The organism is Bradyrhizobium sp. WCU1, assembly GCF_053474805.1.
Genome location: NZ_CM130280.1, coordinates 1,544,388 through 1,558,647, shown reverse-complemented (window position 1 = coordinate 1,558,647; position 14,260 = coordinate 1,544,388). Strand labels below are relative to the sequence as shown.

Below are 14,260 nucleotides of genomic sequence, written 5' to 3'. Positions count from 1 at the left end.
CATGGCAGCAGCATTTCCCTTCTCCGCGGTTGTCGGTCAGGACGAGATGAAGCTTGCGCTGCTGATTGCCGCTGTCGATCCAAAGGTCGGCGGTGTACTGGCCTTTGGCGACCGCGGCTCCGGAAAATCCACGGCGGTCCGCGCGCTTGCCGCCCTGCTGCCGAAGATGAAGATCGTCGTGGGTTGCCGTTACAATTGCGATCCGGATCGGCCGGTGGAACTTTGCGAGAATTGCCGCGTTCGGGCGAGCAAGGGTAGACTAAAGTCGGTACAGGTCCCGGTGCCCGTCGTCGATCTGCCGCTTGGCGCGACCGAGGATCGCGTGGTCGGCGCGCTCGATCTGGAACGGGCACTGACGCGCGGGGAAAAGGCCTTCGAGCCTGGTTTGTTGGCTCGCGCCCATCGCGGGTTCCTCTATATCGACGAAGCAAATCTGCTGGAGGATCATCTTGTCGATCTCCTGCTTGACGTCGCTGCATCAGGCGAAAATGTTGTCGAGCGCGAGGGCTTGAGCATACGTCATCCGGCGAGATTCGTGCTGGTCGGTACTGGAAACCCAGAGGAAGGCGAGTTGCGCCCGCAATTGCTGGATCGCTTTGGCATGTCGGTAGAGGTGAAGACCCCCGACAATCTTGCGGACCGGATCGAGGTGGTGCGGCGCCGTGACGCTTTTGAAAACGATAGCGAAGCCTTCGTCACAAAGTGGGCCAAGGACGAGGCCATGCTTCGCAAGAAGATCATCATGGCGCGGGAGAAACTCTCCTCGGTTTCGGTGCCTGATGTCACGCTCGAGCGCGCCGCCAAACTCTGCATGGCGCTTGGCACCGACGGCCTGCGCGGCGAATTGACCTTGATGCGTGCGGCCCGTGCGCTAGCGACACTGGACTCCGCCAAGGCCGTGACCGACGATCATCTCCGCCGGATCGCTCCCTCGGCCCTGCGCCATCGGCTGCGGCGCAATCCGCTCGATGATGCGGGCTCCTCGGTACGGGTCGACCGTGCGATTTTGGAGGTGCTGGGGTGACCGGCGCCCCCGTTTGGTCCGACGCGGTGACAGCGGCGCAATTGTTTGCGGTGGACCCGTCAGGGACCGGGGGCGTGTTACTGAGATCACGCGCAGGCCCAGTGCGAGATCGTTGGTTCGCCTTGCTTCGTTTGGCACTGCCGGCATCCTGCAATGTGAAGCAAGTGCCGCTGAATATCGCTGAGGGCCGGCTGCTCGGCGGATTGGACCTCAACGCGACTCTACTGAACGGCCGACCTGTTGCCGAACGCGGGCTCTTGGCAGAAGCGGACGGTGGCGTGATCATGTTGGCGATGGCAGAGCGGCTATCGGCCGCAATGACGGTGCATGTCACAGCGGCGATGGACGCTGGGGAGACCATCGTCGAGCGCGACGGACTGTCCCTTCGGATGCCTGCTCGTTTCGGTGTGATCGCATTGGACGAAGGCCTTGAGGACGAATTCGCGCCGGCGTCGCTGCGCGATCGTCTGGCGCTCCACCTCGATCTCAACGCAATCGGCGTCCGAGACGCCGAGGAATTCTCTGCTGATGCCGGGGAAACAGCTGCGGCACGTGCGAAGTTGCCATCTCTCAAGCCCGACGTGGTCCAGATCGAGGCAGTTTGTGCGGCGGCCATAGCGTTAGGCATAGCGTCGTTGCGTGCGCCGTTGCTCGCGCTGCGTATCGCCTGCGCCAGTGCCGCGCTTGCGGGTCACTCCAGAGTCGAACAAGATGATCTCGCTTTGGCCGCGCGGCTGGTGCTCGCGCCCCGTGTGCCGGTGTTTCCGCCAGCGGAGGAGCCGGCCCAACCCGAGCAGCCTCCGCCGCCGACCGAAGATGAGGCCGAAGCGTCCGGTGGTAAAGATCAAACGCCAACCAACGATCGTGCCCTCGACGAAGTCATTCTGGCCGCTGTGCAGGCGGCAATCCCGCCGGATGTGCTGGCGGCACTTCGCGCGGGATCTGCCGGACGTTCGCGCAGTCGTTCCTCCGGCAAGGCCGGCGCATTGCAGAAATCCAGCTCACGCGGCCGTCCGGCCGGCGTCTTGCGCGACGCATTGCGTGGCGGCGTGAGGCTCAACGTGATCGAAACCTTGCGCGCAGCGGCGCCATGGCAGCCTTTGCGACGCCGGGAAGCGGATGGGTCGGGCGAGGAAGCCCGGCCCCGCATTCTGATCCGCAAGGACGATTTCCGCATCTCACGGTTCAAGCAGCGCACGGAAACTGTCACGATTTTCGTGGTCGACGCGTCCGGGTCCGCAGCATTGCATCGGCTGGCGGAAGCCAAGGGTGCGGTCGAACTGCTTTTGGCGGATTGCTACATCCGGCGCGACCAGGTGGCATTGATTGCGTTTCGCGGCAGCGCCGCGGAAATGCTGCTGCCGCCGACCCGTTCGCTGGCACGCGCCAAACGTAGCCTTGCAGGACTGCCGGGCGGGGGCGGCACGCCCCTGGCCGCAGGCCTAGATGCGGCCTTTATGCTGTCGGACTCGGTTCGTCGCAAGGGACAAACGCCGACAGTGATCGTTCTGACCGACGGCCGCGCCAACATTGCACGCGATGGCGGGCAGGGGCGTCCGCGTGCCGAGGACGACGCGGTGAGCGCAGCGCGACAGTTGCGCGGCGCCGGTATTGCAGTTGTACTCGTCGATACGTCGCCGCGTCCGGGCGTTTCAGGAGAAGCTATCGCCAAAGAAATGGGCGCGCGCTATCTGCCGCTGCCGCACGCCGACGCCGCGACCTTGTCAAAGGCCGTGCTCGCCAGCGTCGGCTAAAGCGATGCCTTGTAGGCCCGAACCCGCTTTATCATCTGCTCCACATGCGCGATCGGGGTTTCCGGCTGGATGCCGTGGCCAAGGTTGAAGATCAGTCGCCCTCCCGCGAAATTCGCCAACACGTCATCAACTCCGCGATTCAGCGCGTCACCGCCCGTGATCAATACCAGTGGATCAAGATTGCCCTGCACCGCAACGCGCGTTTGAATCCGTTCACGTATCAGCGACGGTTCCGCCGTCCAGTCGATGCTGACCGCGTCGACTCCGGTTGCATCGACATACCCAGGCAGCAACGCGGCGGCGCCCCGCGGGAAGCCGATGATCCTCGCGCCCGGCACCTTACTGCGGACACCCTCGACAATGCGCCGGGTCGGTTCGACCGACCAGCGCAGGAATTCGCGCGGTGGGAGAACACCGGCCCAGGTGTCGAAAATCTGCAGGACGTCGGCGCCGGCGGCGAGCTGCCCGAGCAGGTAGCGAATCGAGTTCTCGACGAGAGCGTCGATGATCTGCGAAAATGCCTCGGGTTGGCGATAGGCCATCATGCGCGCCGGCGCCTGATCCGGTGTGCCGCGCCCCGCGACCATGTAGGTAGCGACCGTCCAAGGCGCGCCACAGAATCCGATCAGCGTGATCCTCGGATCGAGTTCACGGCGTACCCGGCGCAGCGCCTCGAATACCAGCTCGAGCTTGGTGAAATCCCCGGTCGAGGAAAGTGTGCGAACCTTGTCCGGCGTGTCCAAGGGATCGAGCCGCGGTCCTTCGCCGACTTCGAACCTGACGTTGCGACCCAACGCATAGGGGATGACGAGAATATCCGAGAAGATGATCGCGGCGTCGAAATTGAAACGGCGGATCGGTTGCAGCGTTACTTCGGCAGCGAGTTCTGGTGTGAAGCAGAGATCGAGAAAGCCGCCGGCCCTGGCGCGAACGTCGCGGTATTCGGGCAAGTAGCGGCCGGCCTGACGCATCATCCAGAGCGGCGGAACCGCCTGCCGCCGCCCGGAAAGCACTTCCAGCAACGGTTTGATGGGTGGAGCTTGTGTCAAGCGGCATTTCCGTTTCTGGCCGACAACTATGATTGTCAGTCCTGATACACTGCTGTTACGGTCTTGGCCACGGCGAGATGCGATCTGGCAGGAAAAAGGAGATTTGCGATGAGCGCAGCCGCCCCGGCGATCACCCCTGCCGCTTCGCGTGGCGCGGACGAGTTACCCGCGCCCGTGTCCGGCCAGCGCCACGAGATCGGCAGTTCGGTTGGGAGACTGACATACTATTCAGCTACTCCCGAAACTCCTGGCGAGTTCCCACCGCTATTGCTCGTTCACAGCATCAATGCCGCGGGCTCCGCTTACGAGATCAAGCCGCTTTACGAACACTACCGCGGAAGCCGGACGGTCTACGCTTTGGAGCTTCCGGGCTTCGGTCATTCGGAGCGGGGAAAGCGCGAATACACCGTCCGCATGATGACCGACGCGATTCTGATCGCGATACGCGAGATCCAGAACGATCACGGGCGCGGCCCGGTTGACGCATTGGCGGTGTCGCTATCGTCGGAATTTCTCGCCAGGGCAGTCAGCGAGGCGCCGCTGGCGTTTCGCAGCGCAGCCTTGGTTAGCCCCACCGGTTTCAGGAGCAGCGACAAGACCACATCATGGCGCGACGGCACGCGCGGCAAGCCGTGGCTTCACGCTCTCTTCGAATTTTCTCTTTGGAGCGAAGGCTTCTTCCGCTTGCTAACCAGCCGTGCCGGAATCCGCTACTTCCTGAGCAAGACCTGGGGCTCGCGTAATATCGACGAGGGCTTGCTTGAATACGACTACCTGACGACGCGACAACCCGGCGCACAGCATGCGCCGTATTATTTCGTATCCGGATTTCTGTTCAGTGAGGACATTATTAGCATCTATCACTCGCTGACACTTCCGGTCTGGATGAGCCACGGCGTGCGCGGCGACTTCGTCGACTACTCCAACAAAACCCAGGTTGAGGGCCGCGCCAATTGGACCGTTTGCGTGTTCCCGACCGGTGCGATGCCGCATTTCGAAGCCGAGGCCGAATTCATTGCGGCCTATGACACGTTCCTTGCCGGCGTGCCGTCGGCATCGCGCGCATGAGGGTCTGCCGTGTCCGGTCTCGTTTGGAGCCGCGATGGTACGGACTGGCCCAACCGAAATGCCAGTGTGTTCGTCGAAGCGGCCGGGATCCGCTGGCATGTGCAGCGAATGGGCGAGGGGCCATCGCTGCTCCTGATCCACGGCACCGGAGCCGCAACGCATTCCTGGCGCGACATGTTACCACTGCTGGCCAGGCATTTCTCGGTGGTTGCGCCGGATCTGCCCGGACATGGATTTACGCAATCACCACCGTCGTATCGGTTGTCGCTGCCGGGCATGGCGGCCGACCTCGGCATACAGCTCCGCAAACTGGAGGTGAGGCCGGAGATCACGGTCGGTCATTCCGCAGGGGCGGCGATAGCGGCACGCATGTGTCTCGCCCGCCGCACGGCGCCGCGCCTGCTAATCGCCCTGAATGGCGCATTCATGCCGTTCGGCGGAATCGCCAACCATCTGTTTTCGCCCCTGGCGAATCTGCTGGTGCTGAATCCATTGGTGCCACGCGTGTTCGCTTGGCAGGCATCTCATGCCGGCGCGGTCGAGCGGTTGATCGCCAACACCGGTTCGACAATCGATCAGGATGGGATTGCACTCTATCGTAAGCTGGTCCGGAATCCTGCGCATGTTGCGGCCGCACTTCGGATGATGGCGAACTGGAAACTCGAACCGTTGCTGCACGATCTGCCGCGGCTGACGACAGCGCTGGTCCTGGTGGCCGCCACCAATGATCGCTCGATATCGCCCGAGGTCGCACGTCAGGTTCGCGAGATTCTTCCAAGTGCCGTCATCGAGCGGCTGCCGGGCCTCGGTCATCTCGCGCACGAAGAGCAGCCGCAACTGATCACGGAGCTCATTATGAAATACGCCCACGCAAACTCCGCCGAGCAAGCGGCACAAAAATTGTACCTTAGAATGTACACTTTCAGGCTAGGCAGGTGTCAATAAATAATTACAGTGGTCTTATGCTGGATTCAATCTCAGTCCAATCGACGCCATCGGCGCCGTCGCAGCGCCAACCGCACGCGGTGGTGATCGGCAGCGGTTTTGGCGGATTGGCAGCCGCAATCCGGCTCGGCGCAAAAGGCTATCGCGTCACCGTCCTCGAAAAGCTCGATGCCCCCGGCGGCCGTGCCTACGTGTACCGGCAGGACGGCTTCACCTTTGACGCAGGGCCTACCATCGTCACCGCACCGTTTCTGTTCGAGGAATTGTGGAAGCTGTGCGGACTAAAGATGTCCGACGACGTGACTCTGGTGCCGGTCTCGCCGTTTTATCGGATCCGGTTTCACGACGGATCGCACTTCGACTATTCCGGCGATGCCGGGGCGATGCGCGGCGCGATCGCTCGATTTTCGCCTGGCGACGTTGACGGCTACGACGCATACATGAAGGCCAGCGAAGAGATCTTCAAGGTCGGCTTCGAGAGGCTCGGCGACGTGCCGTTCAGCAAATGGACCGACATGGCGAAGATCGCGCCTGAGATGCTGCGGTTGTCGAGCTATCGCAGTGTCTACTCGCTGGTTTCGAAATTCTTCAGCGATCCGCGCCTGCGCGTCGTGTTCAGCTTTCATCCGTTGTTGATCGGCGGAAATCCCCTCACTGCGAGTTCGATCTATTGCTTGATCGCATTTCTGGAGCGGTGCTGGGGCGTGCATTTTGCGCTTGGCGGCACCGGGCGGCTGGTTGATGGGCTGGTCAGGCTGATCGAGGGCCAGGGTGGCAGACTCTGCTGCAACCAGGGGGTCCGCGAAATCGTCGTGAACGACGGTGTTGCGCGGGGCGTTTGGCTGGAATCGGGCGAGACCGTCGCTGCCGATATCGTGGTGTCAAACGCCGATTCCGCATGGACTTATCGGCATCTCGTACCTGCGTCGGCGCGATCGCGCTGGACCGATAGGCGCATCGAACGTGCACGTTACTCTATGAGCTTGTTCGTCTGGTACTTCGGCACACGCCGCAGATACGATGGAGTGCCGCACCACACGATCCTGCTGGGGCCGCGTTACAAGCGCTTGCTCACCGACATTTTTGATCGCAAGGTTCTGGCCGATGATTTCAGCCTGTACTTGCATCGCCCGACTGCGACGGACACGTCCCTCGCACCAGACGGCTGCGACGCGTTCTACGTGCTTTCACCTGTCCCGCATCTGCAAGGCGGAACCGACTGGAGCGTGATGGCCGAAGATTATCGCCTGGCGATTGCAGGCGAACTCGCCAGAACTGTATTGCCGGGTCTGGAGGACGAGATCGTCAGCTCGCGCCTGCTGACGCCGCAGGATTTCCAGGACCGGCTCTCCTCGTTTCGCGGCGCCGCCTTTGGGCTGGAGCCGATCTTGACTCAAAGCGCGTGGTTTCGCCCGCACAACAAGAGCGAAGATATCCAAAATCTGTACCTGGTCGGTGCCGGCACGCATCCTGGAGCGGGCCTGCCTGGTGTGCTCTCCTCGGCACGGGTTCTGGATTCCCTGGTGCCCGATGCCTCACACCTTGCAAGCCTGGTGACCGCATGACGACACGGCTCGATCCCATCGACATGGCTGCCTGCCGCGCTCTGCTCAAGGGCGGCTCTCGGACTTTCAATGCCGCATCGAAGGTGCTGCCGCGCCGGGTCGCCGAACCCGCCATCGCGCTCTACGCATTCTGTCGTTTGGCGGATGATGCGGTCGATCTCGGAGATGATCGCGCATCCGCGGTGGCGCGGTTACGGGACCGGCTCGACCGGGCGTATCAACGCCTGCCGATGGACCGTGCCGCAGATCGCCTGTTCGCCGAAATTGTCGCAAAGTTCTGTATTCCCCGCGAACTGCCGGAAGCCTTGCTCGAAGGTCTCGCATGGGATGCAGAGGTCCGCCGCTATGAGACGTTGCAGGATCTGACGGCCTATGCCGCACGCGTCGCGGGTGCCGTCGGCGCGATGATGACACTGATCATGGGGCGGCGCGCCCCCGAGATCGTCGCGCGCGCCTGCGATCTCGGCGTCGCGATGCAGTTTACCAACATTGCCCGCGATGTCGGCGAAGATGCCCGCGCCGGCCGGCTCTATCTGCCGCAATCGTGGCTGCGCGAGGCGGGAATCGATCCGAACACATGGCTGCAGACTCCGTCCTTCACGCCGGAGATCGCGGCCATCGTACAGCGGCTGCTCGATGCTGCCGATATTTTCTATTCCCGCGCGACGCACGGGATCGCCAATCTGCCGATTGGCTGCCGCCCGGGAATCTATGCGGCCCGCGCGCTTTATGCGGAGATTGGCCGCGAACTGGAGCGGAGCGGTCTGGATTCGGTGTCGAGGCGTGCGATCGTCTCCACCAATCGCAAGATTGCGGTGCTGGGGCGAACGCTGCTTTTGCCGCAAGCGGAATGGGAGCCTGCGCAAAATCTTGTCGCCCAAGCCGCGGCTGTCGAAGAGACTCGTTTCCTGGTCGAGGCCGTCGCGGCAACGCCGCTGCGCGAAAACGTCAAGCCGCGGCGGCCGATCGAAGACCGCGTGGTCTGGGTTATCGACCTGTTCGAGCGGCTCGAACGCCGCGATCAGTTGCAGCGCATGGCCTCCTACCGATAGAGCAAATGGGATGTACGGGACCGAGCCCATCCGCGACGGCAGAAACGGTCTCGCCGAACAGCAGCGCGCCGAAGCGAAAGTATGGTTCGAATCGCTGCGCGACAGGATTTGCGCCGAGGTCGAGCTGCTGGAGCGCGAGGCGCCCGCCGCGCTGTTTTCCGGGGAGCCGGTCACCTTCACCTACAAGCCGTGGACGCGAGCGTCCGGCAGTGGCGGTGGCACCGGCGGCTTCCTCAGCGGCGGCAGACTGTTCGAGAAGATCGGTATCCATACGTCATCGGCCAACGGGAGGCTGACGCCCGAGATGGCCAAAACACTGCCGGGCGACGGCGTTCAGCTCGACTATGTCTCCACCAGCATCAGCCTGATCATGCACCCGCGCAGCCCGCGGGTGCCGACAGTGCATATGAACACCCGGTTCCTTTCGACGGCAAAGGGCTGGTTCGGCGGCGGCGCGGATCTCACGCCGATGCTGCCGGAGCAGCGAACCCAGCACGCGCCGGACGCCGTTGCGTTTCACGCGGCGATGAAACAGGCCTGCGACGCCCATGATCCAGCCTACTACGGCAAGTTCAAGCCGTGGGCGGATACCTACTTCTTCCTGCCCCATCGCGAGCAGTCGCGCGGCGTCGGCGGCATCTTCTACGACCATCTTAACACCGGCGACTTCGCCAAGGATTTTGCCTTCACGCGCGACGTCGGGCTTGCTTTGCTGGATGTCTATCCACGGATTGTGCGCCGGCGGATGCTGGAGCCCTGGACCGACGCCGAGCGCGCGCAGCAGCTTGCCTGCCGTGGTCTCTATGTCGAGTTCAATCTGCTCTACGACCGCGGCACCATGTTCGGACTTCAGACCGGGGGCAATATCGAAACCATTTTGAGCTCGATGCCGCCATTGGTGAGCTGGACGTAGCCTTCTGCTGAAACCAAATCTGCGCTGAAGCGAGAGCTGCGGAGAGTTGTGCGAGGCGACATCATGGACAGCTATCTCGGTTTCGTCGAGTTCTTCGTGGTGCTCATGTTCGCGGCGGCATGGGGCGTTCTTGAGCTGGTTTGCCGGCGGCTCGACAGAAAGAAGGAAGCCGAACGCGCGAAACAAACCGACGGAACAAAATCGCCCTGACGCGATGCCTCGTTTACCGCAATGCCCGAGGCATGCGGAATGGCAGCATGGCCTGCACGAGGGGCATCTTGAAGCGATCGAGGGAGAGGCTTTCGTGGATCAAAGTCACGGGCTTGCCCAGGAGCTTCGCCGAGAGCACCGAGCGGGCGTAGAAAGGCGCATCTTCCAGCGTCTTGACGATCTTGGCGGCGCCGTCGCTGCGCACGCTGCGGGCGACGCGCCAGCCTGTGCGCCTAAGCTTCACTGTTGGTGGTGGCTCAAACGCCTGCATTCTTCCGTTGCGATCAAACGTCATCGCCAGGTCGACCCGGCTCCCGTCGCGGCGCTCCGCTTCGTAGAGGATCGCCGTGCCGTCCTGCATCGCTCCGCGTGCCCATTGCCAATCTGAGAAGCCCTGTTCGAGCGGTTCATCGCCGTGGTTCATGTCCAAATAGCCGTCACCCTGCCAGCTCAGGTGGGGATGATCGAGTCTTACCTGGACGCGTGCGAACGGTGCGATCGGCCACCATTGATGACGACCTGCCGGATTCAGCAGGAAGACCTGCGGCGTGACCGCCATGGGGACCAATCGGATGGTGCCGCGCAGACGTCCGGGGATCGGAACAGAGATTTCGTCGACGTTGATGGTTAGCGAGCTTCCGTTCCAGGACAGATTGCTTGGTCCCACCGCGAATGTGTCGATCGTGCGGCTGACCGCCTCGCGCGGCCGCTCCGTCATCGCCCAGCGGTTGCCGCCGCTGCGATAGATCGCAACATTGATGGCGCAATGGTTGATCGGATCGGCAGGCCGCTTGCGGCGTGCGAATGCGTAGTAGGGAGAAAAAACATTGCCGATAAAAGCAATGATCGTGATGCCGTTATGCCCGTCGTCGCTTAGCGCGTCGATATACCACCACGCATAGCCGTTCGGCGGAACGACCCGCGAGAAGTCAGGTCCGCGATCAGGCTGGCTGCTGCAGATCGGCCCGACAGCGCCGCCATCGGAACGCCCGGACCCGGATGCGTGCTGCCCCCCGCCAGGTATAGGCCCGGAATCCTGGTTCGCGCTCCAGGACGCTGGAAGGAGGCTATCCATCCGTGCGAGCTGCGCCCGTACAACGCGCCGCCCGTAGCCGGAAACATCCGGTTGAAATCCGCTGGCGTCGTCACTTGTATTGCATCCGCCTGCGGCTGGATTCGTAGGCCGCGTTGTTCCAGAATGCCGAATGTCTGCTGAGCGCATTTTTCCAACTCCATTGCATCGTAGACATGTCGGTCGCCATTCGCTGGCGCGTTGACGAGGATCAGGAATTTCTCGGAACCGCCCGGTGCGATGTGTTCGTCGCGATCCTGGGCGCAGACATAGACCGTCGGCTCGCGCGGCAGCCGGTCGTGCACGAAAATATCGTCGAACTCAGCTGCATATTCGCTCGAGAAAAAGACATTGTGCCGGTGCAACGGGAATCCATCCGGTTCTGCAACGAGGCTCCATGTCACGGCTGACAACGAGCGTGCACGGGGCGGGATCGCCGTTGCGGCGCGGCGGGCAGGCGTGCCGAACATTCCGTCGGCGATGGCGCCGACATCTGCATTCACGATCACGGCGTCCGCCGCAATGCGCTCACCGCTTGCGAGCCTTACGCCAGTGGCGTAGCCGCCGGAGACCAGAACTTCGCTGACGTCTTCACCGCACCGGATCACGGCGCCAAAGGAGCTTGCGCAATCCGCCAGCGTTTTCGCAAGCGCGTGCATACCGCCGTCGATGGACCAGACGCCCTCGTGCTCGACATGCGCAACCAGCATCAGCGTGGCAGGCGCCAGATACGGCGACGAGCCGCAATAGGTCGCGTAGCGTCCGAACAATTGTTGCAGCCTCGGATCGGCGAAATATCGTCCCAGTGCCGCCCACATCGACGAGAACGGCTTGATCTGAGGCAGCCGTATCAGCCCGTGAAGGCCGTCAGCGCCGATCAGTCCGCCCATGCTCGGCTGGGGTGCACGCAGGAAGGGCTTTTCGAGAATGTTGTAGATGCGCTGGGTATCCCGGCAGAAGGCGCGATATCCCTCGGCTTCACGCGCGCCCGCAAAATCCCCGATCGCGTCGACAGTGCGTTCCTGATCGGCAAACAAATCGAAACGAGCGTGCTCGTCCCAGGCATGTCTCGCCAGGATATCCAGCGGGCGCAGGCGGACGTGGTCTGCGAAATTCCGGCCTGCTGCCGCGAACAGTTCGTCGAATACCCAGCGCATCGTGAAGACGGTCGGGCCGCTGTCAATCCTTGCCGAACCGATCGCGATCTGGCGCATCTTGCCACCCGGCGAGGCGGCACGTTCGAGAACGGTGACGTCGAGGCCGCGTGCTGCGAGCGCGAAGGCTGAGACCAGTCCCGCGACGCCGCTTCCAACAACGACAACACGATCTCTGGGCATGGTTGCACCGGCTCCGGCTCGTCATTGACATGTGTCTATATTGATTTACACTACTATCGACAACTAAGATTGACATTTCTTGTGACAAACACGGGAGCTTGCCATGGACGTAACCAGCCGGATCGAACGGGCACTCAACGAAGCGATTGGCCAGGCCGAGCTTCCCGGCTGTCCGCCCCGGCTGGCGGCGGCCATGCGTTATGCGGTGTTTCCCCGTGGTGCGCGCGTACGGCCAAGGCTCTGCCATAGCGTTGCCGCAGCCTGCGGCGAGGATCATCCCGCCGCCACCAACGCTGCCGGCGCGGCGCTCGAACTGTTACATTGCGCCTCGCTCGTGCACGACGACCTGCCCTGCTTCGACGCGGCGGAGACGCGGCGAGGACGTCCCTCCGTGCACAAAGCGTTCGGCGAGCCGCTCGCTGTTCTCACCGGAGATGCATTGATCGTGCTCGCATTCCAGACGCTGGCGCGTCTTCAATGCACGCCGGAGCGGCTGGCGGCGCTGACCTTGACGGTGGCTCGATCCGTCGGCGTCCCATTGGGGATCGTCGCGGGCCAGGCGTGGGAATGTGAAGACGAGATCGATCTGGCGCATTATCACCGCGCCAAGACCGGCGCGCTGTTCGCCGCAGCGACCGTTGCAGGCGCCGCGTCAGCCGGCGCCGATTGCGAGCCGTGGCGGATGGTCGGTGAGAAGCTCGGCGAGGCCTATCAGGTCGCCGACGATATTCGCGATGCGGCCTCAGACGAAGATGAGATTGGCAAGCCCGTCGGCCGCGACCTAGCGCTCGGGCGTCCGAGCGCGGTGATCGAACTCGGCCTCGATGGCGCGCTCTACCGCTTGCATGACCTGGTGCGCGGCGCGATTGATGCGATCCCGCCCTGTCCCAATGGCGCCGAATTGCGTTCGCTCATGCTCTCGGAAGCCCAGCGCCTGGTGCCGGCCAAGCTTGCCCAGTTCGCTGCATAGCCACCATGGCCGCGATCACGCATCGTGAGGCCGGGGATGGGACATCCGACGCGCCACGCGGTGCGGATGCCATCCAGGCAGTGCGCTGCATCTCGCGGTTGTCCTTGCATGATCGCGTGCTGGGCTGGCGCGATTCGATACTCGCCGATCCAAGATTTCAGCGTTTTGCTTGGAGTTTTGCGCTGACGCGGCCGATCGCGCGGCGGCGTGCAGGCGCGCTGTTCGATCTCTGCGCCGGCTTTGTTTATTCGCAGGTTCTGTTCGCGTGTGTCCGTTTGAAGCTGTTCGACCAGCTGGCGAATGGCCCGCTCAGTCCGGCAGAGCTGGCGTCGCGTGTGCCGTTGCCGACCGACGCAACGTTGATTCTGCTCGATGCGGCGGTCTCGCTGCAATTGCTGCAGCGTCGTACTGGCGGCTGCTATGGTCTCGGGTCGCTCGGTGCAGCCCTGAGGGGCAATCCCGGTGTCGTCGCCATGATAGAGCATCATGCGATGCTGTACGAAGACCTGAGGGATCCGATCGCGCTGCTGCGCGGTGACGTCGGCGCCGGGCAACTAGTCGCCTACTGGCCCTATGCCGCCAATCCCAACGCCGCCAATTTGTCACGCGACGCGATCACGCCTTACACCGCGTTGATGGCGGCGTCGCAGCCGATGATCTCGCAGCAGGTTTTGTCGGCTTATTCGTTCCGCGGACATCGCTGTCTGCTCGACATCGGTGGCGGCGACGGCTCCTTCATCGCCGCCGTCGCGGTGCAGGCACCAAAGCTGCGATTCGTGCTGTTCGATCTGCCCGCGGTAGTCGACCAGGCCAGCGAACGCTTTCGCACCGCGGGTCTGTCATCACGCGCGGTCGCGATCGGGGGGAATTTCCTTGCGAACCCTCTCCCCGAGGGCGCCGATGTCGTCTCGCTGGTGCGCGTGATCCACGATCATGACGATGCCAGCATCATGGTCCTGTTGCGCGCGGTTCACCAGGCCTTGTCGCCTGATGGCACACTGCTGATTGCCGAGCCCATCTCTAGCGTCCGCGGCGCCGAGCCGATCGGGGATGCCTATTTCGCCTTCTATCTGTTGGCGATGGGCAGCGGCCGCCCCCGGACCTTCGCGCGGCTGCGCGACATGCTCACCGAGGCCGGCTTTATCGATGTTGCGCTACGGCCGGTCGGGATGCCGATGCTGGCCAGCGTGATCACTGCACGAAAGAGCAAGATTGGCGTTAATCAAACTTGACACTCTAAAATGTAAGTTTAGCATGACATTTGCGGAGTCCCTCCGCATCCGTGGAAGATCGGAGTGAGC

13 protein-coding genes are annotated in these 14,260 nt (G+C 62.9%); 10 read left to right on the top strand and 3 right to left on the bottom strand.

The genetic code is table 11. From position 1 onward, the window contains the following. The first annotated feature begins 1 nt into the window (after position 1). Both bchI and ACTUWL_RS06985 read left to right on the top strand, forming a co-directional pair. Positions 2-1,024, top strand: coding sequence for a magnesium chelatase ATPase subunit I (bchI, locus tag ACTUWL_RS06990; RefSeq protein WP_021076726.1), 1,023 nt, complete (start codon positions 2-4; stop codon positions 1,022-1,024). Continuing rightward, a complete protein-coding gene (locus ACTUWL_RS06985; protein ID WP_021076725.1) occupies positions 1,021-2,778 on the top strand; it encodes a magnesium chelatase subunit D in 1,758 nt (585 codons plus the stop codon). The genes bchI and ACTUWL_RS06985 overlap by 4 nt, the downstream gene beginning before the upstream one ends. Here the strand turns inward: ACTUWL_RS06985 and hemE are convergent. Continuing rightward, entirely contained in the window at positions 2,775-3,827 is a 1,053-nt protein-coding gene (gene hemE, locus ACTUWL_RS06980; RefSeq protein ID WP_021076724.1) for a uroporphyrinogen decarboxylase, read from the bottom strand. The genes ACTUWL_RS06985 and hemE overlap by 4 nt on opposite strands. Positions 3,828-3,935: 108 nt before the next feature. Between hemE and ACTUWL_RS06975 the strand changes: the two genes are divergently transcribed. The 6 genes from ACTUWL_RS06975 (at position 3,936) to ACTUWL_RS06950 (ending at position 9,580) form a co-directional block, all read left to right on the top strand. Continuing rightward, positions 3,936-4,895, top strand: a complete 960-nt coding sequence (locus ACTUWL_RS06975; RefSeq protein ID WP_021076723.1) for an alpha/beta fold hydrolase — start codon at positions 3,936-3,938, stop codon at positions 4,893-4,895. Between the two features lie 9 nt (positions 4,896-4,904). Further along, the gene (gene bchO, locus ACTUWL_RS06970; RefSeq protein WP_021076722.1) at positions 4,905-5,840 is read left to right on the top strand and encodes an alpha/beta fold hydrolase BchO; all 936 of its coding nucleotides are present in this window, start codon (positions 4,905-4,907) and stop codon (positions 5,838-5,840) included. Positions 5,841-5,857: 17 nt separating this feature from the next. Next, positions 5,858-7,405, top strand: coding sequence for a phytoene desaturase (locus tag ACTUWL_RS06965; protein WP_021076721.1), 1,548 nt, complete (start codon positions 5,858-5,860; stop codon positions 7,403-7,405). After that, on the top strand, positions 7,402-8,457 hold the full coding sequence (locus ACTUWL_RS06960; RefSeq protein ID WP_021076720.1) for a phytoene/squalene synthase family protein: 1,056 nt from the start codon (positions 7,402-7,404) through the stop codon (positions 8,455-8,457). Before ACTUWL_RS06965 ends, ACTUWL_RS06960 begins: the two co-directional genes overlap by 4 nt. A 10-nt stretch (positions 8,458-8,467) precedes the next feature. Then, entirely contained in the window at positions 8,468-9,370 is a 903-nt protein-coding gene (hemF, locus tag ACTUWL_RS06955) for an oxygen-dependent coproporphyrinogen oxidase (protein WP_021076719.1), read from the top strand. 63 nt (positions 9,371-9,433) lie between these two features. Further along, positions 9,434-9,580, top strand: a complete 147-nt coding sequence (locus ACTUWL_RS06950) for a hypothetical protein (protein WP_021076718.1) — start codon at positions 9,434-9,436, stop codon at positions 9,578-9,580. Between the two features lie 13 nt (positions 9,581-9,593). On the opposite strand, the gene ACTUWL_RS06945 is transcribed toward ACTUWL_RS06950, so the two are convergent. Both ACTUWL_RS06945 and crtD read right to left on the bottom strand, forming a co-directional pair. After that, positions 9,594-10,298, bottom strand: a complete 705-nt coding sequence (locus ACTUWL_RS06945) for a carotenoid 1,2-hydratase (RefSeq protein ID WP_021076717.1) — start codon at positions 10,296-10,298, stop codon at positions 9,594-9,596. A 155-nt stretch (positions 10,299-10,453) separates the two neighbouring features. Beyond that, complete coding sequence (gene crtD, locus ACTUWL_RS06940; protein WP_021076716.1) at positions 10,454-11,989, bottom strand: 1-hydroxycarotenoid 3,4-desaturase CrtD; 1,536 nt, start codon at positions 11,987-11,989, stop codon at positions 10,454-10,456. Between the two features lie 103 nt (positions 11,990-12,092). Here crtD and ACTUWL_RS06935 point away from each other — a divergent pair, with 103 nt between their 5' ends. Then, positions 12,093-12,959: a polyprenyl synthetase family protein gene (locus ACTUWL_RS06935; RefSeq protein WP_021076715.1), complete on the top strand. Its 867-nt coding sequence runs from the start codon at positions 12,093-12,095 to the stop codon at positions 12,957-12,959. Positions 12,960-13,048: 89 nt separating this feature from the next. Then, on the top strand, positions 13,049-14,191 hold the full coding sequence (locus tag ACTUWL_RS06930) for a methyltransferase (protein ID WP_035649988.1): 1,143 nt from the start codon (positions 13,049-13,051) through the stop codon (positions 14,189-14,191). Positions 14,192-14,260: the final 69 nt, after the last annotated feature.